19 protein-coding genes and 1 pseudogene are annotated in these 21924 nt (G+C 65.5%); 17 read left to right on the forward strand and 3 right to left on the reverse strand.

The genetic code is table 11. The annotated features are described in order from the left end of the window. The first annotated feature begins 68 nt into the window (after positions 1 to 68). From IG178_RS07260 to IG178_RS07290, 8 genes and pseudogenes are all read left to right on the forward strand, one after another. The gene (locus IG178_RS07260; protein ID WP_193211870.1) at positions 69 to 428 is read left to right on the forward strand and encodes a hypothetical protein; all 360 of its coding nucleotides are present in this window, start codon (positions 69 to 71) and stop codon (positions 426 to 428) included. After that, positions 425 to 1102, forward strand: coding sequence for a CDP-alcohol phosphatidyltransferase family protein (locus tag IG178_RS07265; RefSeq protein WP_193211871.1), 678 nt, complete (start codon positions 425 to 427; stop codon positions 1100 to 1102). The genes IG178_RS07260 and IG178_RS07265 overlap by 4 nt, the downstream gene beginning before the upstream one ends. Next, on the forward strand, positions 1099 to 2019 hold the full coding sequence (locus IG178_RS07270; protein ID WP_193211872.1) for a phosphatidate cytidylyltransferase: 921 nt from the start codon (positions 1099 to 1101) through the stop codon (positions 2017 to 2019). The genes IG178_RS07265 and IG178_RS07270 overlap by 4 nt, the downstream gene beginning before the upstream one ends. Beyond that, positions 2016 to 2567, forward strand: a pseudogene (locus IG178_RS26360) (lysophospholipid acyltransferase family protein); the annotation flags it as partial. The gene IG178_RS07270 and the pseudogene IG178_RS26360, both read left to right, overlap by 4 nt. 314 nt (positions 2568 to 2881) lie before the next feature. Next, entirely contained in the window at positions 2882 to 3592 is a 711-nt protein-coding gene (gene uppS / locus IG178_RS07275; RefSeq protein WP_193211873.1) for an undecaprenyl pyrophosphate synthase, read from the forward strand. 284 nt (positions 3593 to 3876) lie between these two features. Next, positions 3877 to 4770 (forward strand): hypothetical protein, encoded by an 894-nt coding sequence (locus IG178_RS07280; RefSeq protein WP_193211874.1) that lies wholly within the window; start codon positions 3877 to 3879, stop codon positions 4768 to 4770. 123 nt (positions 4771 to 4893) lie between these two features. Next, the gene (locus tag IG178_RS26005; protein WP_193211875.1) at positions 4894 to 6309 is read left to right on the forward strand and encodes a sigma-54-dependent transcriptional regulator; all 1416 of its coding nucleotides are present in this window, start codon (positions 4894 to 4896) and stop codon (positions 6307 to 6309) included. A gap of 41 nt (positions 6310 to 6350) precedes the next feature. Next, entirely contained in the window at positions 6351 to 8921 is a 2571-nt protein-coding gene (locus IG178_RS07290) for a tetratricopeptide repeat protein (protein WP_193211876.1), read from the forward strand. Here IG178_RS07290 and IG178_RS07295 read toward each other — a convergent pair. Then, positions 8890 to 9324: a TM2 domain-containing protein gene (locus tag IG178_RS07295; protein ID WP_193211877.1), complete on the reverse strand. Its 435-nt coding sequence runs from the start codon at positions 9322 to 9324 to the stop codon at positions 8890 to 8892. The two genes, IG178_RS07290 and IG178_RS07295, sit on opposite strands and share 32 nt — an antisense overlap. 136 nt (positions 9325 to 9460) lie before the next feature. Between IG178_RS07295 and IG178_RS07300 the strand changes: the two genes are divergently transcribed. After that, positions 9461 to 9832, forward strand: a complete 372-nt coding sequence (locus IG178_RS07300) for a Dabb family protein (RefSeq protein WP_193211878.1) — start codon at positions 9461 to 9463, stop codon at positions 9830 to 9832. A 72-nt stretch (positions 9833 to 9904) separates the two neighbouring features. Further along, the gene (locus IG178_RS07305) at positions 9905 to 10894 is read left to right on the forward strand and encodes an MBL fold metallo-hydrolase (protein ID WP_193211879.1); all 990 of its coding nucleotides are present in this window, start codon (positions 9905 to 9907) and stop codon (positions 10892 to 10894) included. Between the two features lie 7 nt (positions 10895 to 10901). On the opposite strand, the gene IG178_RS07310 is transcribed toward IG178_RS07305, so the two are convergent. Continuing rightward, a complete protein-coding gene (locus IG178_RS07310) occupies positions 10902 to 12695 on the reverse strand; it encodes an NPCBM/NEW2 domain-containing protein (protein WP_343225943.1) in 1794 nt (597 codons plus the stop codon). Between the two features lie 294 nt (positions 12696 to 12989). On the opposite strand from IG178_RS07310, the gene rpsB reads away from it, so the two are divergent. The 6 genes from rpsB (at position 12990) to IG178_RS07340 (ending at position 20005) form a co-directional block, all read left to right on the forward strand. Next, positions 12990 to 13673, forward strand: a complete 684-nt coding sequence (gene rpsB / locus IG178_RS07315; protein ID WP_193211881.1) for a 30S ribosomal protein S2 — start codon at positions 12990 to 12992, stop codon at positions 13671 to 13673. Between the two features lie 80 nt (positions 13674 to 13753). After that, positions 13754 to 14620: a translation elongation factor Ts gene (tsf, locus tag IG178_RS07320; protein WP_193211882.1), complete on the forward strand. Its 867-nt coding sequence runs from the start codon at positions 13754 to 13756 to the stop codon at positions 14618 to 14620. Between the two features lie 150 nt (positions 14621 to 14770). Beyond that, positions 14771 to 16276, forward strand: coding sequence for a hypothetical protein (locus IG178_RS07325; protein ID WP_193211883.1), 1506 nt, complete (start codon positions 14771 to 14773; stop codon positions 16274 to 16276). Continuing rightward, positions 16273 to 17589, forward strand: coding sequence for a hypothetical protein (locus IG178_RS07330; protein ID WP_193211884.1), 1317 nt, complete (start codon positions 16273 to 16275; stop codon positions 17587 to 17589). Before IG178_RS07325 ends, IG178_RS07330 begins: the two co-directional genes overlap by 4 nt. A gap of 56 nt (positions 17590 to 17645) precedes the next feature. Continuing rightward, on the forward strand, positions 17646 to 18827 hold the full coding sequence (locus IG178_RS07335) for a TolB-like translocation protein (RefSeq protein WP_193211885.1): 1182 nt from the start codon (positions 17646 to 17648) through the stop codon (positions 18825 to 18827). Positions 18828 to 18868: 41 nt separating this feature from the next. After that, positions 18869 to 20005: a serine hydrolase domain-containing protein gene (locus IG178_RS07340; protein WP_193211886.1), complete on the forward strand. Its 1137-nt coding sequence runs from the start codon at positions 18869 to 18871 to the stop codon at positions 20003 to 20005. On the opposite strand, the gene IG178_RS07345 is transcribed toward IG178_RS07340, so the two are convergent. After that, on the reverse strand, positions 20006 to 21115 hold the full coding sequence (locus tag IG178_RS07345; RefSeq protein WP_193211887.1) for an acyltransferase family protein: 1110 nt from the start codon (positions 21113 to 21115) through the stop codon (positions 20006 to 20008). It abuts the gene before it with no gap. A 103-nt stretch (positions 21116 to 21218) separates the two neighbouring features. Between IG178_RS07345 and IG178_RS07350 the strand changes: the two genes are divergently transcribed. After that, positions 21219 to 21878: a spermidine synthase family protein gene (locus IG178_RS07350; RefSeq protein ID WP_226895087.1), complete on the forward strand. Its 660-nt coding sequence runs from the start codon at positions 21219 to 21221 to the stop codon at positions 21876 to 21878. The last annotated feature ends 46 nt before the right edge of the window (positions 21879 to 21924 follow it).

Here is a 21924-nt window from a genome sequence, read left to right on the forward strand (position 1 = left end):
CACGCCGCCTGTAACCTCGCGGTACCGTTCCGGATCTCTCTCATGGGTGGACGACCACCCTTGGCCCCATGAAAGAGACCACTCCCCTGCTTTCGATCCTGCTGATCCTCGCGGCCTCCGTCTGCGGCGCGCTCGGCGCCTTCCTTTACAAGACCGCGGCCCAGTTCGCGGGACCGTCGGTGGCCTCGATCGCTGCCAGCCCGCGCCTCTGGGGCGGCGTGATCTGCTACGTGCTGGTCATGACGCTCTTCGTCGCCGCCTTCCGCAACGGCGGCGCGCTCACCGTCCTCTACCCCACCTACGCCAGCACCTTCATCATCGGCGCGGTGATCAGCCGACTCGCCTACGGCACCCCCATCAACCTGGTGAACCTCGCCGGCATGACCCTCTTGGTCGCCGGGATGTACCTCATGTCCTTCACGAAATGAACACGATCGCTCCACGACTCCCCTCCCAAGCCCGCCGTCCCCTCCGCGTCCGCGAGATCCGGGGATGGCGGGCAATCGCCCGATCCCTGGTCCACATCGGGGTAACCCCGAACCACATCTCGATGCTCGGGTTGGCCGCCGGGATTGCCGCGGGCGCCCTGCTTGCCGCCACCTCACTGGAGGCATCGAGGATTCTGTTAGGTGCCTCGCTCGCCCTCATGTTGCTGCGCGGTTTCTGCAACATCCTCGACGGTGTGATGGCCATCGAAGCCGGCGCCGCGACCCGCACAGGGCCGCTTTACAATGAAGTCCCGGACCGCATTTCCGACGTCGCCTTGATGCTCGGGGCCGGCTACGCAACCGGCGGGAGCCCCGGTCTCGGCTGGGCCGCCGCCACCGTGGCGCTCTTCACCGCTTACGTCCGTGTCCAGGTCGAACTCGCCGGGGCCAGCGCCGACTACCGGGGCCTCTTCGGCAAGCCGGGCCGCATGATCGTGCTGGCCGCCAGCATGATCTGGCTGATCGCGGTGCCCGCGGCCTGGCATTTCCAGATCGCGGGCCTGGGACCCATCGGCCTCGCCACTACCCTCATCGTAGTTGGAAGCCTTGGCACCTCCATGACCCGCCTGCAGCGCGCCGCGCGCGAACTGAGCTTCACCACCCCCGAGCCATGAACCTTGACCCCGCCGCCATCTGGACCGCGCTCGGCGTCACCGCCCTGCTCGCCGTCGCCACTCTCTGCGTCGCAATCCTCGACCGGCTTGGGAAGATCACCCGCCAGTCGCGGAAGGAGCTCTATCAGCGGATCCGCACCTGGGCCATTCTGGCCCCTCTCCTGATCCTTCCCTTCGTGCTCGGGCCCCTGGCGATCAAGGCAGGCTCGGGCATCCTCGGCCTGCTCTGCTTCCGCGAGTTCAGCCGGGCCACCGGGCTGTTCCGGGAACGAGCCATCAGCATCACCAGCTCGCTTTCGATCATCCTGCTGACCCTGGTCAGCCTGAGCGGCTGGCCGCAACTCTGGATGGCCGCCCCGCCGCTCCTCTCCCTTGCCATCGTTATCGCCGGGGTCTTCCAGGACCGGCCCGAGGGCTATCTCCAGCGCGTCTCGCTGGGGGTCCTCGGCTTCTTCCTGTTCGGCATCTGCTTCGCCCATCTCGGGCTACTCGCCGATCGCCTGCCCGATGGCCGGATCTTCCTTTGGCTGCTGCTCTGCGTCGCCCTCAACGATGTGGCCGCCTACCTAACAGGCCGGCTGTGGGGACGACGCAAATTGTGCCCGAACACCAGCCCGAACAAGACCGTCGCCGGCGCCGTGGGTGGCGTGCTCTGCACCAGCCTGCTGTCGGTGGCCGCGGGAAAGGCACTGGCACTTCCCATCCCGTCGATCCCGCTGCTGCTGCTCGCCGGCGCCATTTGCAGCGCCGCCGGCACGATCGGCGACCTGGTGATCTCCTCGGTCAAGCGCGACCTCCACATCAAGGACATGTCGGCGGCCCTGCCCGGTCACGGCGGCATCCTCGACCGCTTCGACAGCCTCGTGCCGGCCGCGCCCTGCACCTTCTACTTCCTCCTAGCCTTCGTTCTCGCATGACTCCCTGGCACTACCTCACCGCCGCCGACCTCGGGCTGCCCTTCTCCCGCCGCAACCTGAGCCTCGACTGCGAGCGCGGCCCGGCCCGCTGCCTCATCCAACAGGCGGCGTGGTCGTTGATCCGGGGCTATCTCGGTCTCGCCCACCCGCTTCGGATCACCGGACTCGAACATCTTCCCCGCCGCGGGCCCTTTATCCTGGTCTCGAACCACTGCTCCCACCTCGACACTTTGATCCTCGGGGCAGCCCTGCCGCCCCACCTGACCGCCGCGATCTCGCCGCTGGCAGCAGGCGACCACTTTTTCAACACCTCCCCCCGCGCGGCCTTCTCCTCCATCGTCCTCAACGCCCTGCCGATCTGGCGTTCGTCTTGCGGTTCCAAGACCCTGGCCGCCCTGAGGGCGAGGCTTACCCGGCCGGCGGATCATCCGGAGCAGCCACCCGTTTTCATTCTCTTTCCCGAAGGCACCCGCAGCCGCTCCGGCGAAATCGCCCGCTTCAAGGCCGGGATCGGCAGCCTGGTGGCGGGCACCCGCATCCCCGTCGTCCCGGCAGCCATCCACGGGGCCTTTGAAGCCTGGCCTGCCGGCACGCACCTCCCCCATCCCGGCCCGGCCAGTTTGAGGATCGGTGCTCCCCTCATCTTCAAGGACCAAGCCAACGATCCCCACGGCTGGCGAACCATCGCCGCCGAGCTCGAACGGGCGGTCCGCGGGCTGCACCAGCGGGGGCCGGTCCCGGGTGAAGGCCGGGCTTTTGCCTGTCACCGTCACGAAAAACTTCAATTGCTCATTGAAAATTCACCCCCTCTTCCTCCTACGTCTGTGCGGCAGCCGCCACCCTCCTCTCCATGCCAGCCCGCATGTCCGATTCCAGCAGCATCCCCCGCCACATCGCCATCATCATGGACGGCAATGGACGTTGGGCCAAAGAACGCGGCCTGCCGCGTCGGGCCGGTCACCGCGCCGGCGCGGAGTCGGTCCGCGAATGCGTCGAGGCCTGCAAGGAACTCGGTGTCGAGTATCTGACCCTCTACGCCTTTTCCTCCGAGAACTGGAACCGCCCCGCCGCCGAGGTCACCGCCCTGATGGCCCTGCTCGAGCGCTTCCTCGAGGAAAAGGCCGACGAGCTGATGAAGCAGGACGTCAAGCTGCAGGCGATCGGCCACCTCGACCGCCTGCCCGACCGTACCCGCGCCAAGCTCAATGCCGCGATCGAACGCACCGCACAAAACGGCTCGCTGACCCTGGTGCTCGCCCTGTCCTACGGCTCGCGCGAAGAGCTGGTTGAAGCCGCCCGCTCGCTGGCCACCGACGCCGCCGCCGGCAAGATCGACCCCGCCGACATTGATGGCGACCTTTTCGCCTCGCGCCTCTACACCGCCGGCATCCCGGACCCCGACCTGCTGATCCGCACCTCGGGAGAACTGCGGGTGTCGAATTTCCTGCTGTGGCAGATCAGCTACGCCGAGATCGTCATCTTCAAGAAGTTCTGGCCCGACTTCCACCAGGCCGACCTCTTCGAGGCCGCGAAGGAATACGCCCGCCGCCACCGCCGCTTCGGCGCGCTCTGAACCGATGACCGCGCCGCAGGCGCCCTCGGACTGCTGCGATGATTCGCAGCTCGTCGGATGGAGGGTCCGGCTTGAATCAGATTACGGCGGGAAGAAAGCCCGAAGCATCGCTTCAATCCCGCGAAGCAGCGCACCGCGTACTGAACTTCAAAGCTGCGAATGATCGCAGCAGTCCAAGGGCCTCCGGCTTTTGCGGGACGAGAGCCTTGAGGTGATGCGGGGCCACATTCCTGCTCGCCAGACCGGCTCTGTTTCCCCCAGGCTATCGCCAACTCGACCGCGCCATGAATTCCACGCCCGTTCGTCGCTGGAATTTCGGCCAAATCGCCGTGCGTTGGCGGCATGCTTTCCGGATTGTTCCACTCCTTGGGTTTTTGGCTGGAATCACGCTCGGATGGGAAGTCAGTGATCGAGCGAAAGTTGCCACGGGAATCATTCACCTACGATATCCATCGGAGCCCACCGCCGCCGACCTATCAATTATCGCTTCAACGGCCCGATCCGATGAAGTCCTGAGCGCAACTATCCGCGACCTCAAGGCAGAAAAGAACTGGGATCCCGATACCCGGGAGGACCTCGAACGCCTCTCTTGCTTGATCGGAATCAAGGAGCTCCACAACGACGCTTCGATCGAGATCAAGGTGAGAAGCATTGAAACTGCCGACAACGTGGCGCTCTGCAAGGCCCTGATGGCAAACCTTCGTGATCAGGAGAAACAACGGCATCTGGATCGGCTCGCCGGGATCCATACTGAGCTCAGCGCAAAGATCGAAGAACTGAAAGTTGAACTCGATCGGAACAAGAAAGAATGGTCCGCCAGCAGGCGGGACGGCCTGGAGTCGTCAGGATTGATCCACCCTCTGCACTACTTCGGGCTACCCTTAGCTGTCCTGAAGCATCGGGAACTCACCGTATTGATCCAAAATGAGATAAGCGCTGCGGAAATTGCCCTGCTCTCGTCGAAAATGCGGATCCAAGTCGGAGGACTTGATGGTCCCCTTTACATCCTCAAATACCCCGGACCTGCTCCAGATGGCCGATGGCAGCCCCTCAGCATGCCCGTTCTCCTTTCTGGAGCAGGGCTTCTCGTCGGATTCCTCCTGTCGCCCGCCGTCGCCTACCTGCTCGAAGCCGCATTCCCCCGACCCACCGCGGAACCCCGAAACCTGCCGACCTGACCGCGGCGGTGCATTCGCCCCGCACATGGATCCCCCGCGGGCTGCGCGAATCCACGAATGGCCCTGACTCATCCGCGCCTTGCGCTCGCGGGCCTCAGCCGTCACGTTCCCCCGCAGCAACCCATGCCCGACGCCCCGCCGGAACAGACGATCCTCATCGTAGACCAGGACCACGACTTTTTGGAGTGGGCCACCAAGCACTTGTCGGCGAACGGCCTGCGCATCCTCCGTTGCGACCACGCCGACAAGGCGGTGAAGGTGGTGGAGAAGACCCAGGTCGACCTGGTGATCTCCGACATCCAGCTCCAGCCCTTCGACGGGATCGAGCTGCTATCGCGGATCCGCCAGACTTCGCCGAACACCCTGGTGATCCTGACCACCGGCTTCCCGAGCACCGGCCAGGTGATCGAGGCGACCCAGCGCGGGGCCCACGACGTGATGCGCAAGGAAGCGCTCCCCTTCGAGCTCCGCCCGGTGGTGGAGAGCGCCCTGCAAATGGTCGAGGACCGCCGCTCCGCCGACCAGCCGGACGCCGAAATGCCGACCCTCGACGGGCGGGTGAAGATCATCGGCGTCTCCCGCGCCCTCCAGGACGTTTTCAAGATTGTCGGCCGCGTCGCCCGCTCGGACGCGCCTGTTTTGGTGACCGGAGAAAGCGGCACCGGCAAGGAGCTCGTCGCCAAGGCGATCCACGAGTATTCACCGCGCCGCCAGCAGGAGCTGATCACGATTAACTGCGGCGCCATTCCGGAAAACCTGCTCGAAAGCGAGCTGTTCGGCCATGAGAAGGGCTCTTTCACCGGCGCCATCGCGCGCCGCGCGGGACGCTTCGAGCAAGGCGACGGCGGTACCCTCTTCCTCGACGAGATCGGCGACATGCCGCTTTCGGTGCAGGTGAAGCTGCTCCGCGTCCTGCAGGACGGCACCTTTTCCAGGGTCGGCTCGAACGAAACCCTCAGCTCCGACGTACGCATCGTTACCGCGACCAACAAGACCCTGTCGACCGAGGTCGCCGCGGGTCGATTCCGCGAGGACCTCTACTACCGGCTGAACGTCGTCGAGATCCGCCTGCCCCCGCTCCGCGAGCGGGCCGAGGACATCCCGCTGCTCGCCGAGTTCTTCCTCCAGCGGATCACCCGCAAGAACGGCATGGCGCGCATCCGGCTTTCCGCCGAAGGCATCACCGCCCTCCAGCAACACCGCTGGCCCGGCAACGTCCGCGAGCTGGAAAACACCATCGCCCGGGCCTGCGCGCTCGCCTCGTCGACCGTCCTTTTGCCGGCCGACATCCCGCTCGCCGCGGCACCCGGATCCGAGAAGGGAGCGATTCGCCAGGCGGTCGAACGGCTTCTCGACTCCGCCCCCGCCGGCGAGAACGCGATCGGCTGGATCGCCCGCGAAATGGCCACTTGCGCCCTGGACCGCCAGTCGGGGGACCTCAAGGAGGCCGGTGCGTCGCTGGGAATCCATCCCAACGAATTGCGGAAGCTGCTCGCCAAGGACTTGTCGTCGATCCTCGCGACTTCCGACAGCGTCTGATGCCGCTGGTCAACGCGGATTGATCGTCCTAGGTTCCGTCCATGCTCCGCCGCACCCTGATCGCCCTGCCACTGGCGACGATGTTTGCCGCCGCGGCCGGACCGGATCCCGGGAAACTACCGGTTTTCAGGGAAGGCCTCGAGGCGCTGTCGATGCGCTTGTGGGAAGTCGCCGAGGCACGCTTCGAAGCGGCGTTGATCACGCCCGACCTCGATCCGGAAGCCCGCCAGCTGGTGCTGCTGCGCTTGGCCGAAGCCCGGATCCGGGCTGGCGACGCCGAGGGTGCCCTGAAGACCCTGTCGGAGCCCGTCCTCACCGGAAACGCCGAACTTCCTTTCTGGAAAGCCCAGGCATTGATCGTCGAGGGCGATTTCACCGCGGCGCTCGCCCTTCTGGATGAAAACTCCACCGCCCCCGGCGCCCCTCATTTCCGGGAATCCCGCTTCACCCGTGCGTCGCTGCTGCTGGCGCTCGGCGACCAGGCCGGGGCGCTTGAAGCCCTGACCCCGCTCACCAAGGACAAGGAAGCCGCGACCGTCTTCCGTGCCCGGCTGGAGACCGCCGCGATCCTGCTCGACCAGGGCAAGGCCGAGGAAGCGCTGACCTCGATCCCGCCGCCGAATGCCAAGATGACGCCGCGCAACTCGATGCGGGCCGAGCTCCTGCGCGGGCGGGCGCAACTCGAAAAAGGCGAACACCAGGCGGCCGAGGCCATCTTCTCAAAACTCCTCGAACAGGAAGGCCCGGAAGCGCGGATCTTCCAGAACGACGCCGCCGTGGGCCTTGCCAAAGCCCAACTGGCCGGGGGCAACCGCGTCGCGGCGATCGACGGACTGATCGCATTCATCGAGAAGCAGCGTGACTCCCCGCGCCTCGGCCAGGCACTGCCGCTGCTGCTTGAGTGCCTGCCGGAGAAGCCGGCGCCCGATGACATCATTCTCAGCCGGCTCGACGAATGGGCGCCGAATTCCCTGCCGAAGTCACCCGTTGGCATCGCCATCGGCAACGGCAGCAGCGCCGTCTGGCCGACAGCCCCGCCCGCCGCGGACGAACTCGGCACCCAGGCAATCTACCACCTCGCCCTCGGCCTCAGGCGCGAGGGATCCCCGGAATCAAAATCCAAGGCGCGGCGCTTGCTCGTCCAACTGCGGCTCGACTACCCAACCCATCCGCTCGCCGAACGGTCGCTGCTCGAACTCAGCCGCTGGGACCTGGCCGACGGCCGCAAGACCGAGGCGGCCACCGCCCTCGCCACCCTCGACGAGCAAGCGACCTCACCGGTGCTCCGCGCCGAGGCGTCGCTGTCCGCCGCCGCCACCGCCTTCGGTGCCGGGGACTTCACGCTGGCCGCCGGGGAACTCTCCAAGGCGGCAAATCTTCTCGACGGCGAGGCGCGCCGCGACGTCACCATCAACGAAGCCGCGGCACGCCTGGCGGCGGGCGACCTCGCCGCGTTCGATGCGTTGGCCGGGCACTCGAAGGACCGCGACGCGATGGCCGCCGACCTCGAACTGGAGCGGGCCCTCTACCTGACCTCCAAAAGGGATCCTGCCGCGACGCCCGCGCTTGACCGCTTCATCCTCGACCACCCTTCCCATCCCCGGGTGCCCGAGGCCCGGCTTGCCGCGGCGATCTCGGCCCTGCAGTCATCGCCCGCCGATCCGGCCTTCGCCAAGGCCCAGCTCGACAGCCTGACCGCGGAAGAAACCGCGACTTTGCCGTCCGCTGCCCTCACCTTGGCACGGATCCGTCTCGCCGGAACCGAACACCTTTGGGAAGAAGCCGCGGTCCTCGCCGAGAACTACCTGGCGGCCAACCCGGACGACCCGCGGGCCCCCGAAATCACCTACGAACTCGGCTTGGCCCGCTACCAGAACGGCGACTACAACGACGCCCGGATCAAACTCGAGGAACTGGCCACCACGCATCCGCAGAGCACCCTGGCGTCACCCGCCCTGTTGCTGGCGGCCCGCTCGGCGGCCCTCGTGGCCACGGCTCAAGCCAAGCAGGAAAGTGCCGTCCTCTACGACCGCCTGATCGAGGCGAAGGACCCGCTGGCCGATGTCGCCCGCCTTGAGAAAGCCCGGGTGCTCGGGGCGGCCGAGGCCGCCGCGGTGCTGCTCCCGTGGTTCGAGGGTATGAAAAAGGATCACCCGCAGCGCATCATCGCCGGCCTGGACCTCTGTGTGGCGCTCTACAACAGTGCCGGTTCCGACAAGGCCCCGCTCGAGCGGGCGCTGGGGATCTATGTCGATCTCTTGGCGGGGCTTCCCGAGAATTCAGCCTGGCGTTTCGAGATCCAATACAACCGCGGCCTGGTGCTCGAGCGCTTGCCCGACCCGAAAGTTCCGTCGAAAACCCGCGAAGCGGAAGCGCTCGATGTCTACTTCTCGGTTCTCGAGGAAGCCGCCCGGCAGGCGCCGGCCGACTGGACCTGGGTCCACCGCTGCGGCGTGCGGGCCCGCACCCTGCTCGAAAACGCCAAGCGCTGGGAAGCCGCGATTGCCGTCGCCGAGCGCCACGCCCAGCTGGACCGCGACAGCGAGCTGTCAAAGGAAGCCGCCGGCCGCGCCGCTGCACTCAAACTGGAGAATTTCGTCTGGGACAAGTGAGCTCGAGTCCGCTCTCCACATTGCACGCGTCGACCTGCTCGTTCAGGGTGCAGAAGTCGTAGAGCCAGCCGATGCCGACGAGCCCCCCTGTCAGCAACCAGAGCAACCCCGTGCCGATCTTTCCCATGTAAAAGCGGTGGATGCCCAGCGGTCCCAGGAAGGTCTGCAGCAGCCAGGCCACCGAATAGTCGACCGGGCCCTCGGCATATTTCCGCCCCGCCGACCGCTCCATGCCGGGAATCAGGAAAACGTCGACCAACCAACCGACGAGGAACAACCCGCCGGTGAAAAACCAGATCGCGCCGCTGATCGGCCGACCGAAGTAAAAGCGATGCGCCCCGGTGAACCCAAAGATCCAAAGGAGGTAGCCGATGGTTTTGCTGTGTGTCTTTGATCGCTCCATGCCGTGGTGACGAAACACCCGGATCCGCGGCCGGGCCATGGGAATTCGTGGTGGAATTTGCACCCGGAGGGAGATCGGCCGGACGATGCACGCCATGGGATTTGACAGCCCGGGGCCCGGAGCGAACGATCGGGTCATGTTCAAAACCATCCTGATCACCGCCATGTCCGCCGCGCTCGCCAGCTCCGCCCTTGCCGAAAACGAATTCCGCCACGTCGTCCTGTTCAAGTTCAAGCCGGAGGCCACGGCCGAACAGGTGAAGGAAATTGAAAAGGCCTTCGCCGAACTGCCGTCGAAGATCGACACCATCACCGGCTACGAATGGGGCCCCAGCGAAAGCGTGGAAAAGCTGAACGACGGCTTCACCCACTGCTTCCTCGTCACCTTCAAGGACAAGGCCGGGCTTGAAGCCTACCTGCCCCACGAGGCGCACAAGGCCTTTGGCGCGAAGCTCAAGCCGATCCTCGAAAAGGCACTCGTCTTCGATTACACCGCCAAGAAGGACTGAGGTCCGCGGAGGCTGACACGCTTGCGCGGTTCCACTGATGGAATCCGGTTCATTCCATCGTAGCTTGCCCCCATGAATCCTTCCGACCTCTCGCGCCGCGGCTTCGTCGGCACTGCCCTCGCCGGCATGGCCGCCCTCTCGGCAAGCGCCCGGGCTCAAGCCGCCGACGCCCCGAAGCCGTTCCGCGATCCCTTCGTTTATCGCTTCAAGATCGGCGACCTCGAGGCATTCTCGATCAGCGACTGCGACCTCAATCTCGGCGAAGGACTCGGGCTGATGTGGCCGGAGGAGGAGCGTCCGAGGATGAAGGCGGAAATGGACCGCCACGGCGAGACCCCGGGACCGATTGCCCTCTACGTCAATATTCTCGTCGTCCGCTCGGGCGATGACGTCGCGGTTTTCGACGCCGGCTTCGGCCGCGGCAACAATCCGAAGATGGGCTGGCTGCAGGAAGGACTCGCGGCCATCGGCATTTCCCCCGACCAGGTCACCGCCGGCTTCATCAGCCATGCGCACGCTGACCACCTCAACGGCTTCGTCGATGGCGACAAGCCCGCCTTTCCGAACGCGAAGATTTACCTGCTCGAGGAAGAGCTCGCCTTCTGGCGGTCGCCGGAACCGGATTTCTCCAAATCAAAGCGCGACAAGAACGCGATCCCCGGGATGATCCGCGAGGTCCGCCGCCACTTCGACACCCTGCAGGACAACCTGCGGCCGGTGAAGGACGGCACCGAAGCGCTCGGCGGCGTGGTTCGTATCGAGGCTGCTCCCGGCCATACCGACGGCCACGCCTGCTTCCGCATCCGCTCGGGCAAGGAGGAGTTGCTGCACATCGTCGATCTCGCGCACCATCACCTGCTGATGTTCGCGGACCCCAACTGGACGATCGCCTTCGACCACGATCCCGTCACTGCCGTGGTCACCCGCAAGCGCTACTGGACCGAGGCGGTGGAGAAGCGCACCCGCTGCTACGCCTTCCACCTCCCTTGGCCCGGCATCGGGCACATCGTGGCGGAAGGCAGCGGCTACCGCTGGTGCGCGGAACGTTGGCGCTGGGTTTGACGCCGCCTCAGCGCCGGAGCTGGGGGTCGAACCAACACCCCCAGTCGGAACTGATGCCGTCGCCGGCGTCTTCCACCCGCAGTTCCAGGGACTGCACCCCGCTGACGTCGACCTTGAAGGGTCGCAAGGAGCCGGGCTCGGTCTTCGGAGAGCGCCACAGCTCCTTGCCGTCGGCCAGCACCACGAACACGCAGGATCCGCCGCGCCGTACGTCCGGGAATCCGGCGTGGCCTGAAAGCGATTGCCACTTGCCGCCGAGGTCCCAGACGTGGCTCGACCGGGCATGGGCGTAGAGCCCGCGCGGAAACAATTTCGACTCGCAGATGAACAGCATGCCCTCCGGCAGGCGGTTCGGTGTGAATCGCCCGTAGCCAACCCGCGACGACTTCATCGCGGCGTCCGGCAAATGGCAGAGCTCGCCTTCCGCCTGCGCCGGGGCCGGACCGGCTTGAAAGCGGGCCGATTCCGCCAGCACCCTCGCCGTCTCCAGCACCACGGGATCCGCCCCTCCCGACTCGATCTTCGAGAGCGCCGCCCCGACCTCATCGGCCGATCCGTCCAGCGCGTTGATCAGGGGCACCAGTTCGAGCTGCGCCTGGACCGCGGAGAGATCGACGTGACCGTTCTTTGCCACCTTGTAGGGGTAAATGATCCGGCTGGTCGCGGAGGCGAAGGAATTCGCCGCGCCGTTCGCCTGGCAGACCACCAGGCGCAGCACTCCGGCCTTTCCGGCCGCCAACGCGTTCGCCTCCAGGGTGAAGCGGCCTTCCCCGTCGGGGATCGCCGTGCAGGTGGTTGCGTCGTAGTCGCCGCCACCTTCCGGATCCATGTAACCGATCACCGCGTAGGCCGGCGGATTGGCGGTCACCCGGCCCGACAAGGTGAAGCTCTGCCCCAGGTTGTGGATCTTCACCTCGTCGACCACTGCGTTCGCAGGCAGATCGATCCCCTTGCCGGAACCGCAGAAAATCGGGTGGGACGCCAGCCGCAGTCCATGGGCCAAGGTGAGGAACGATCCCTTGCCCTCCCCCCGGAGATCCTCGCCGTAGCTGCGATTCCCGCTGCCCATGAGGGCCGTGCCAAAGGCCTCCTGCTCGTCCGGCCGCTGCTTGTTGTGGGGCAGGCTCAGGGCATGGCCGAGCTCATGGCAGACTCCGCCGATGAAAATCGAATTGTAGCGGCCGATCGAAATGTCGCCGTACTGACCGTCCTTCACCCGCGGCTCCTTCGCCGCCAGCGAGTCCAGGTCGAGGATCGGCGAGTCGACCTGCCAGGCCGTCCCCTGACGGTTCGAGCCGCTGGCGTAGTAGGGGCTGTTCTGGGAGATCGTCCGCTTGGCGGGGTCCCAGTTCGACATGTTGCAGAAGATCACGATCGTCTCCCGTTCAGGGTCGATCCCCGCCGCCCGCAGGGTCGTCAGGCATTCGTTGCGGATCTCGCCGCCGGATTGGACCTCATAGTGGGAGTACGGTTGGCGGCCCTTCACCAGGTGCACCTTCATTTTCCCGTCGTCGCCGTAATCCAGCCGGATGGTCCGGGGCCCGAATCCGAGACGTCGCATCTCCTTCGAGTAGAAATCCCGGATGTTCTCCAGGATCGCGCCCAGACGCTCGGCGTAGCGCGGCGACGGCTCGCGGTCGGACGGTGTCCAATAGACGATGTGCAGCTTCTTCTGAACCGCTTCCGGGTCCTTTGCCTGCCACGCGTCGAGGATCGCCCTCGCCTGGGGAACTTTGGTGGAAATCTCATCGGCAGGGGCCGCCCGAAGCGCTCCCGCCAGGCCGACGAGCAGAGCAAACACACAAAACGTCATTTTCACGCTCACAAAACGCGCTTTACCGCCTCCTTCGTTCAAGATTTTTCGATCCGGCGATTCCATCCTACCTGCGCGGCCCGCACCTCCCCCGCCGCCAGCCCGCAGGATCCCGGACGGCAGGGAAATCCCCCTGCTTTTCCCTTGCCAAGCGTCCTGCTCCCCCCTATTCCGCCACCCCCTTCACGCGCCGCCGCACAGCATCGGAAGACCGGAGGGGATCCCAAGCGGTGGGTCTTCCAGAATCGCCCGTCCTGAATCAAGGCGGGACAAACACATCCCATGATCAACGAACTCATCAGCGAAATGGTGGACGCCGGCGTCCACTACGGTCACCAGACCAAGAAGTGGAACCCGAAAATGAAGTCCTTCCTCATGAAGGACAAGGGTGGCATCTACATCATCGACCTCGAACAGACCGTCAAGCGTCTCGACAAGGCCGCTGATTTCCTCGCCGACCTCGCCGGCAAGGGCAAGAAGATCCTCTTCGTCGGCTGCAAGCGCCAGGCCCAGGACGCCATCCGCGAAGCCGCGGAAGCCACTGGCCAATACTACGTCAATCACCGCTGGCTCGGCGGCATGCTCACCAACATGAGCACCGTCAAGAAGTCGATCGAACGCCTGCGCTGGCTCGAGTCCATCGAGAAGCAGCCGGAGTTCAAGTCGATGTCCAAGAAGGAACTCTCCGCTCTCGGCCGCGAACGCGAAAAGCTGCTGCGCAACCTGCGCGGCATCCGTGGCCTCGAAGGCAAGCCGGACGCCATCGTCATCGTCGACTCCGCCCGTGAGTCGATCGCCGTGGCCGAAGCCCGCCGCCTCGAGATCCCGATCGTCGCCATCGTCGACACCAACGCCGACCCGTCGGTGGTGGAATACCCGATCCCGGGCAACGACGACGCCGTCCGCTCGATCCGCATCCTCCTTCAGAACCTGGTCGACGCCATCGTCGTCGCCAAGAAGGGCTGATTCGTCACCTTTCCCCGGCTGCGGTTCCTTTCCGGGTGCCGCAGCCTCTTTTTTCCCAACCTGCCAACTTTATCCAAGCAATGATCACCGCATCCCTCGTCAAGGAACTCCGCGAAAAGACCAACGTCGGCATGATGGAGTGCAAGAAGGCCCTCCAGGAAACCGACGGCGACCTCCAGGCCGCCATCACCTACCTGCGTGAGCGCGGCATCGCCAAGGCCGCCGGCAAGGCCGACCGCGAGGCATCCGAAGGCATCATCGCCGCCCGCCTTTCCGCCGACGGCAAGACCGGCATCCTCGCCGAAGTGAACTGCGAGACCGACTTCGTCTCCCGCAACGACGGCTTCGTCGCCTTCGTCGACCAGATCGCCGATGCCCTCGCCGCTTCCAACGCCAAGAACCTCGAGGAAGCCCTCGCCGTGAAGATCGGCGACCTTTCCGCCGAAGACTTCATCAAGGCCAAGGTCCTTGAGCTCGGTGAAAACATCCGCCTGCGCAAGTTCGAGCGCTTCGACCTCGCCGACAACGGCGCCATCGCCCAGTACATCCACATGGGCGGCAAGGTCGGCGTGCTCCTCGAAGTCAGCGCCGGCAACGGCGAGACCGCGGCCAAGGAAGAATTCCGCGACCTCGTCAAGGACGTCACCCTGCACATCGCCGCCGCCGCGCCGAAGGGCCTTTCCCGCGACGATATCTCCGCCGAGACCATCGAAGCCGAAAAGGACATCTTCCGCGTCCAGCTCGCCAACGAAGGCAAGCCGGCCGAGATGATCGAAAAGATCATCATGGGCAAGATCGGCAAGTTCTTCTCCGAAAGCTGCCTCCTCGAGCAGGCCTTCGTGAAGGATCCCGACACCACGATCAAGAAGCTGGTCGAAGCCAAGGGCAAGGAAGTCGGTGACACCCTCGAGATCCGCCGCTTCGTCCGCTTCGGACTCGGCGAATAAGATTCCCGCTGACAACCGGATTCACCCGGATCCTCCCCCTTTACCCACGCCCGCTGCCGGTTCTCCGGCCGCGGGCGTTTTTTTGTCCCCCACACGGCATGCCGGGTCATTCCCTTGCCAACTCCCCGCCGTTCCAATTATGTCACGAACATGAAACCCTCTCCCCGGCTCTTCATCTCGCTGATGACCCACGGCCTGGCGATTGCCGCTGGATGGGCAATCTATCAGGAGATGGGTCCGGGGGAGAAATCGGGCGCCGCCGCGGTCTCCGCACCGGCAAGCAAGCATCGGGATCGATCGTCCAAGGGCGCGATCTCAGCAGAGCGGATCCTCGCAACGGCCATGGAGTCGCCCCCCCTGGGATCCGGGGCCAATGATGATGCCGCCACGCGCTCGGACCTGCTCCGCATGGATCCGGAAGTCTTGGGACGGATTGATACCATTGCGGTTCCCGCCGATTTCGCCGAAGCGCTGGACGGACTTCTGGCCACGGCGGAAAACCCGGGGAAATCACAAAGCACGAGCATCACCGACTCGACCGCCCTCGGTTACCTCTGGATGTCAAAGGACCCACGGGCATTCTTTGCGTGGCTGGATGCCTCGACGCCCGAAAAGCGGGGTTTTGGCTCCTTCATCGCGCGCCTCGCTTTTGCCGAGACCTATCGACGCGAGGGGGCGGACGTGGTGATCCCGATGATCGAGATGACGAAAACCCGGAGCTACGAACTGGTGTCCCATCTTGCCACGCTCATGGGAACCGCAGCCGATGCCACCGGGGTGTTGAAATTGAAAGGGACCATTTCCGGGTCAAGCTGGAGATTCTTTGTCGAACGCATGGGAAGTGACTGGCCTCCCGGAAACCTAGAGGAATTGGCCGATCTCGCCGTGGCATGTGGTGAACCAAAGCTCCTGATCGCCTACCGCCAGGGGGAGGCCGACCAGGGCGCTTTCCTGGCAGAGATCCTTGGAGATGAGTCTTTGCCGGAAGAATTCCGCCAGAAACTAAAGGAGAGTCCGTCCGCACTTCAGAGCATCTGGAGCGATCCGCGGGTGCCGCTTGATACAAGGCTCAAGATCGGGGCAGGAGCAGCGGAGCTGGTCCGCAACGACGTCAATCACCTGCTCGCCGATGAACGGGACTGGGGCAATGCCTTCCGCAACGGCCAGGTCACCGCGCAGGAGGTCCTCGACCACGTGTATGCCGGCACTCCCGAGCTCGCGCAGCAGGAGCCGGATGCCATCCGCGAGCTGGTCTTCCGCGAGCTGGCCGAGGAAAACCCGGCGGAGGCCATGTCACTCCTCGCGGATCTCCCTGAGGCCGGGCGCAACGACCTCGTGCTCCACACCTCGCGCTCCCATTTCAACGACGTCGAGCCGCACAAATTCCTCGAAATGCTCCAGCAGGTTCCTTCCGACACGCCCGAACTGTGGGAAGGCCGCCTGGATGCCTGGAACCGGCGCGGTTTCACCAACCATGAGCGGCTGCGAGACGGCTACGTCGAATGGGTCCGGCACTTGCCGCCGGGAATCGACCGCGAAATGGGTCTCTATTCCCTCGCCCGGGCCGTCGATGGCGGCAATCCGGAGCTCGCCGCCTCCCTGCGCAGCGAGGTCACCGATACCGAACTCCGGAAACGCATCTCCCTCCACCGATGAAACCCGCCCTGAAAATCGCCACCCATCTGGGTGCCGCCGCCGTCGGGGTCGCCCTCGCTGCCACGGTCCTGCCGCACCTTTCCCCTTCCGGAATCTCTGGCCAATCCTCCGGAGACGCCCAGGCACACTCACCCGCGGAGGCCGCGGACGGGATGCGAGGCAAGAAGTCCGGGGGCCAACGCGGCGAAAGCCGCTCCGCGGTGTTCCGCGCCGCCTGGGCAGCCCTCGCCAAGGAACCTCTCGGCCCGCAAGCCCGATTCAAGGCCCAGCAGAAACTCCTGGCCGAATGGGCCCAGGTCGATCTGTCGGGAGCCATCGACGCGTATCTCGGCGAAGCATGGGACGGCAACGACTGGCAGTACAATCACCGCTCGCTGGGGCAGGCCTTCCTCACGGCCTTCAGTGAACAACCGCTCGAAGCGTGGAAGGTCCTGCAGAGCAACAAGATGGCCCTCCACCTTCTCGGCGACGCCTGGATCGCCGGCGTCGTCCGGACGGAACCCGGCCTTGTGGCATCAATGCTCGGGGAAATCCCGGCCCAGTTTCATGCCCAGGCGGTCGCCTATCTCACTTCCGGATTCCCGGTGACCCCGGAGGGAACCCATGAGGAGATGATCGCCAAGATGGCCGCCAGCGGCACGCCGCGACAATTGGAAGGCTGGATGAGCATGATGTATCAGAACCGGCCCGCCACCGGCGATCCCGCCCTCCTTCACGAAGAATGGAACGCCCTGCCCGCCGGCGGAGAGCGTACCCGCGGCATGGCCGCCTGGGCCAGCGCGCTGCGCGAAGCCGATCCGGAGGCCTTTGCCGCCGAGTGGGAAAAGCTCGCCCCGGAAGACCGCGGCCAGGCTTCGCGGCTGCTGCTCGCCCAGGTGAACAACAAGTCCCCCGCCCTGCTCGACGTGATCGACCACGCGATCGAGGCGGAGCAGTGGCAGGCCCTCTCCGCCGGCGTCGCCGACAAGCTGCGGGGCTTCCAGACCGACCGCAAGGCGCTCTCCGAATGGGCGCTGGAGCTTCCGGCCCGCGAGGAAGTGCGGGGCATTTTCAACCTCTCGATCTCCGAACGGCTTCTGGAAGATCCCGTGTCCGGCCGCGCATGGCTGGAGCAGCTCCCCCCGGGCGACTGGCACCGCGAGTGCGGCTTCATCGAGATGATGCTCGGTTCCCTGTGGGTTAAGAACGACAGGGCGGCGGCCCAGCGGGCGATTGACGGCATCACCGACCAACGCGCCCGCGAGGAAGCGATCAAGGCACGCTATGACTGGCAGTTGATCACCAGCCAGCCGGACGTGATCCGGGTCGACTGACCCGGCTTTTCCGCGTTTCTTGGATCGCCCGGCGTGTTAGAGCATGGCTGCACCCCATGAATGACCGCATCGCATTGATCGCCGACGGCCGCCTCCTGTTGACCGGAACCGACGGTGTCCCCCGGCGCCACGAGTGCGAGTTCGCCGCGGACATCGAACGCCGCGAGCAGCGTTCGGCCGAGAAAAACTCGTGGTTGCGCGGCGAAGAGGATGCCGGCGCGGGGATGTTCAACCGGTCCAGCCTGTGGGGCAGCCGCGGCAATGCAGGCCCGTCCTCGCGTCCGCGGATTGTCGCGGTTGCCGGCGGCGAATCGCCGGGTTCGATGGTCTACGCGCTCTGGACCGGCATCGTCGGTGCGGTGCTCGAATACGACTTCTCCGAAAGCTACGAGCGCCGGGTCTTTCACCGCGAACGCTTCCACGTCTCCGAGTTCGACCGCCATCCGCGCGACGGGCGCATTGCCTGCCGCTTCGGCGACGACGGCGTCTCGAACCTGGCGGTGCTGGATCCCGATGGCCGCAACGCCCGCCCGGTCACCGAGGGAGACTCGATCGATGCCGCCCCCTCCTGGGCCCATGGGTCGGACGAAGTGCTTCTCTATCACTCCGCCGGCCTTTCGCGCGACCCGAAGGGCTACATCCGCGGGCTCGGGCCCTACGGCATCCACCGGCTCGACCTCAAGAGCGGCGATTTGGAAACCATCGCGGAAAGCCCGGCCCATGACCTGCTCGCTCCGCGCCACGACACGGCGGGCAACCTCTACTATATCCGTCGTGATTACGAGGGCCCGGAGGGCGTCCGTCCCTCGGCCTGGCAGACCTTGAAGGACACGGTGCTGTTCCCCTTCCGGATGATCCGGGCCCTGGTCGATTTCTTCCAGATCTTCTCCCAGATCGTCAGCAAGAAGCCCCTCACCACTGCGGGCGGACCGAAGGCGAATGGCCCGGAGCCCGTGCGGATGTGGATCCACGGCCGGATGATCGACGTCCAGAAAGCCAGCCAGACCGGGGCTCCCGACGGCGCCCTCGCCCCGGCCGACTGGGTGCTGGTGAAACGCGCCCCGGACGGCAGCGAGGAGACGCTGGCGAAGCACGTCCTTTGCTACGACCTGTCCACCGACGGCAGGGTCGCCTGGAGCGACGGCAAGAACCTGCACCTCATCGAGGCCGACGGCCGCAAGCGGAAGCTTTGTTCGGAGCCGTTGATCGATGCCGTGAAATGGCTCGGCGAAGCGTGAGCCGGCTTGCCTGGCCGCCGCGCCGGGCTAGCCTGCGGGCGATGAAACCCGCGCTCCTTCTCAGCTGCCTGACCGCCGCCACCCTTGCCGCCGAACCCCCGACGATCCCCGCGGTCGAGACGGCGATGAAGGAAGCCATCGGGGCCAAGGAGATCGCCGGATCGGTGACTCTCGTCGCCAACAAGGAAAAGACGCTTCATCTGGCCGCCAATGGGCTGGCCGACATCGGGGACACGACCCCGATGAAGGAGGATGCGATGTTCTGGATCGCCTCGATGACCAAGCCGGTCACCGGCACCGTGGTGATGATGATGCAGGAGGCCGGGAAGCTTTCCGTGGACGACCCGGTGTCGAAGTTCATTCCCGAGTTCAAGGGCCTCAAGGACGCCGCCGGCCACCCGGTGGAGGTGACCATCAAGCAATGCCTCACCCACAGTGCCGGCTTGAGCGAGGTGTCGGCCGAAGAATCCGGCGATGTCAAAACCCTCGCGGAACTGATGCCGATGATCGCCGCCAAGCCGGTGCAGTTCGCGCCCGGCAGCAAGTGGCAGTATTGCCAGACCGGCATCAACACCGCCGCACGGGTGGTCGAGGTCGTCTCCGGCGAATCGTTACCCGACTTCCTCGACAAGCACCTGTTCCAGCCGCTCGGCATGACCGACACGACGTTCTACCCGACCCCGGACCAGGTGAAGCGGATCGCCACCTCCTATGCCCGCACCGGCACCGGCGATCTGGAGAAGGCGGGACTCCTGTTCCTCGGCAACAAGCCGATCAGCAGCCGTGACCGCTATCCGCGGGCGAACGGCGGCCTCTTCTCGACCGCGGGCGACTACGTGAAATTCGCCCGGATGATCCTCAATGGCGGCGAGCTCGACGGACGGCGTTACCTGAAAGAAGCGTCGGTGAAACAGATGACCGGCGTGCAGAGCGGCGACCTGGTGACCGGCTTCACGCCTGGCAACGGCTGGGGCCTCGGGTGGTGCGTGGTCCGCGAACCCCAAGGAGTCAGCGCGGCGCTCTCACCGGGATCCTTCGGCCATGGCGGAGCCTACGGCACGCAGGTGTGGATCGATCCCGTCAAGGAGCGGATCTACCTGCTGATGGTCCAGCGCTCGAACTTCCCCAACTCCGACGCCTCGGATGTCCGCAAGGCCTTCCAGGAGGCGGCGCGCTGATCACACCCGCAGGAACGCCTTTTTCCGCCAAAGGAACCAGAGCAGCAGCCACTCGACCAGCAGCACCCCGGCGGCGATCACGACGTCTTCCCAGGCCCCGCTGAGCCGGGCAAGGCCACCGAAGAAAAACGTGGAGATCTCCGGGAAGGAAACGATTGCCGCGGCAAGATAGATCGTGAGCGGGTTCATGCCCACCACCTGCAGGGGAAAACTCCAATCGGGCCGATCGCGGAAATCGATCAGCACGTGGAAGATGACGAACAGCCACAGGCAGATGCCCCCGGCGAGGAGATTGAAGGTCGTGGTCCAGGCCGACTTGATCGGCGGGTAGCCCGCCTTCCAGCAAAGCCAGCCGGCAACGATCAGGACGCCGCCGATGATCAACAGCCGGCTCGCCACGCTCAGCGACGGCTGGCCCCAGCCGCGCACGTAGTTGCCGGTCAGGATCCCGCCCAAGGTCAGGGCGGAGGCGGAAACAATGCACAACAATCCCTCCGGATCGAACACCACCCCGTGGAGCCGGCCGGGCAGCAGGCAGCGGTCGAGCCACGCGTTGACGATTCCCTCCTCGGTCAGGACTCCGGCCCCGTGGCCGGGCACCGGCACCAGCAACTGCAGGACGGCGATTCCCAACAAGGTGCCCGCGCACCAGGCGGCGCGGGCTTTCCATGACCGCAGGCAGATGAACACGCTGGCCGCGATCCCGTAGGCGAGACCGATCTGGCCGAGCACGCTGGCGTAGCGCTGGGTGGCGAACTCGAACGCAAGGCCGCCATTGTAGATGATTCCCAGCAGAACCAAGATCAGCGCCCGCTTCCAGACACCCGCCAGCAGCGCCATCCTGGTCGCTCCGCGCTCGAGTTTCTTGCCGACCGCATAGGGAACCGACATCCCGGAAAGGAACATGAACAGCGGGAAGATCAGGTCGTAGGCCCGCAGGCCGACCCAGTCCACGTGATGGAGCTGGACCGCCCACGCTTCGAGCCATCCGATGTCGGTCACTTCGGCGATCGCCCGGAACAGGCCGGCGAGTCCGATGATCCACAGCATGTCGAATCCGCGCAGGGCATCGAGCGAGCGCAAACGGGGAGCGGAGGCTTCAGCGTTCATGGCCGCCAGCAGGCTCGCGGGACCGGCCGCGAAATCAAGCACCACCTCGCGCCGGCCGCCTTTGGGTCGACAGTTCCCTGTTCACCGGCGATACCGGCGGCGGATGAAAGTCACCACCACGCTCGCTTCCTGCCACACGCCCGACGGCGCCCTGATGGTCCTGCAGGAGCACGACGGCCAGTATTTCCTGAAGATCGGCGGGGTGCAGCTCATGAGCACGACCGCCTCCGCTTCCGAGCAAACCATGGCCGAGCTCGCTTGCGCCGCCATGCCCGCGCGGCCGCGGATCCTCATCGGCGGGCTGGGTTTCGGCTTCACCCTGAAGCGAGTGCTCGAGCTCTGCCCGCCCGACGCCGTCGTCGAGGTGGCGGAACTGCTGCAGGAAGTCATCGACTGGAACCGCGAGCACCTCGCCTCCGTCAACGGCACCCTGCTCGACGATCCGCGCGTCACGGTGCATCTTCGCGACGTCCATGACCTGCTCGGCAGCGGCCGCTATCACGCCATCCTGCTCGACGTCGACAACAGCCCCGACCCGCTGGTGCAAAGGGGCAATGCCCGGCTCTACGACCGCGGCGGGATATCACGGGTCAAGTCGGCCCTCCACCCGGGCGGCCGCGTCGTCTATTGGTCCGCCAACCGTGACCGCGCATTCGCCCGATCCCTCGAGCGCAGCTTCAAGAAGGTCGAGTGCGTCGGCGCCAAGGCCTACCCCCAGGCAAAGAAATTCACCCACACCCTGTTCGTCGCCGACCGCGATTGAGGGCGCGGTATTCACCCGCAGCCGACTCAAACATCGCGCCGTCCGA

The organism is Neoluteolibacter marinus, assembly GCF_014904755.1.
GTDB lineage: Bacteria > Verrucomicrobiota > Verrucomicrobiia > Verrucomicrobiales > Akkermansiaceae > Haloferula > Haloferula marina.

Coding starts and splice junctions, on each gene's coding strand:
- IG178_RS07260 (WP_193211870.1), top strand. CDS start 69: ATGAAAGAGACCACTCCCCTGCTTTCGATCCTGCTGATCCTCGCGGCC.
- IG178_RS07265 (WP_193211871.1), top strand. CDS start 425: ATGAACACGATCGCTCCACGACTCCCCTCCCAAGCCCGCCGTCCCCTC.
- IG178_RS07270 (WP_193211872.1), top strand. CDS start 1,099: ATGAACCTTGACCCCGCCGCCATCTGGACCGCGCTCGGCGTCACCGCC.
- uppS (WP_193211873.1), top strand. CDS start 2,882: ATGTCCGATTCCAGCAGCATCCCCCGCCACATCGCCATCATCATGGAC.
- IG178_RS07280 (WP_193211874.1), top strand. CDS start 3,877: ATGAATTCCACGCCCGTTCGTCGCTGGAATTTCGGCCAAATCGCCGTG.
- IG178_RS26005 (WP_193211875.1), top strand. CDS start 4,894: ATGCCCGACGCCCCGCCGGAACAGACGATCCTCATCGTAGACCAGGAC.
- IG178_RS07290 (WP_193211876.1), top strand. CDS start 6,351: ATGCTCCGCCGCACCCTGATCGCCCTGCCACTGGCGACGATGTTTGCC.
- IG178_RS07295 (WP_193211877.1), bottom strand. CDS start 9,324: ATGGAGCGATCAAAGACACACAGCAAAACCATCGGCTACCTCCTTTGG.
- IG178_RS07300 (WP_193211878.1), top strand. CDS start 9,461: ATGTTCAAAACCATCCTGATCACCGCCATGTCCGCCGCGCTCGCCAGC.
- IG178_RS07305 (WP_193211879.1), top strand. CDS start 9,905: ATGAATCCTTCCGACCTCTCGCGCCGCGGCTTCGTCGGCACTGCCCTC.
- rpsB (WP_193211881.1), top strand. CDS start 12,990: ATGATCAACGAACTCATCAGCGAAATGGTGGACGCCGGCGTCCACTAC.
- tsf (WP_193211882.1), top strand. CDS start 13,754: ATGATCACCGCATCCCTCGTCAAGGAACTCCGCGAAAAGACCAACGTC.
- IG178_RS07325 (WP_193211883.1), top strand. CDS start 14,771: ATGAAACCCTCTCCCCGGCTCTTCATCTCGCTGATGACCCACGGCCTG.
- IG178_RS07330 (WP_193211884.1), top strand. CDS start 16,273: ATGAAACCCGCCCTGAAAATCGCCACCCATCTGGGTGCCGCCGCCGTC.
- IG178_RS07335 (WP_193211885.1), top strand. CDS start 17,646: ATGAATGACCGCATCGCATTGATCGCCGACGGCCGCCTCCTGTTGACC.
- IG178_RS07340 (WP_193211886.1), top strand. CDS start 18,869: ATGAAACCCGCGCTCCTTCTCAGCTGCCTGACCGCCGCCACCCTTGCC.
- IG178_RS07345 (WP_193211887.1), bottom strand. CDS start 21,115: ATGAACGCTGAAGCCTCCGCTCCCCGTTTGCGCTCGCTCGATGCCCTG.
- IG178_RS07350 (WP_226895087.1), top strand. CDS start 21,219: ATGAAAGTCACCACCACGCTCGCTTCCTGCCACACGCCCGACGGCGCC.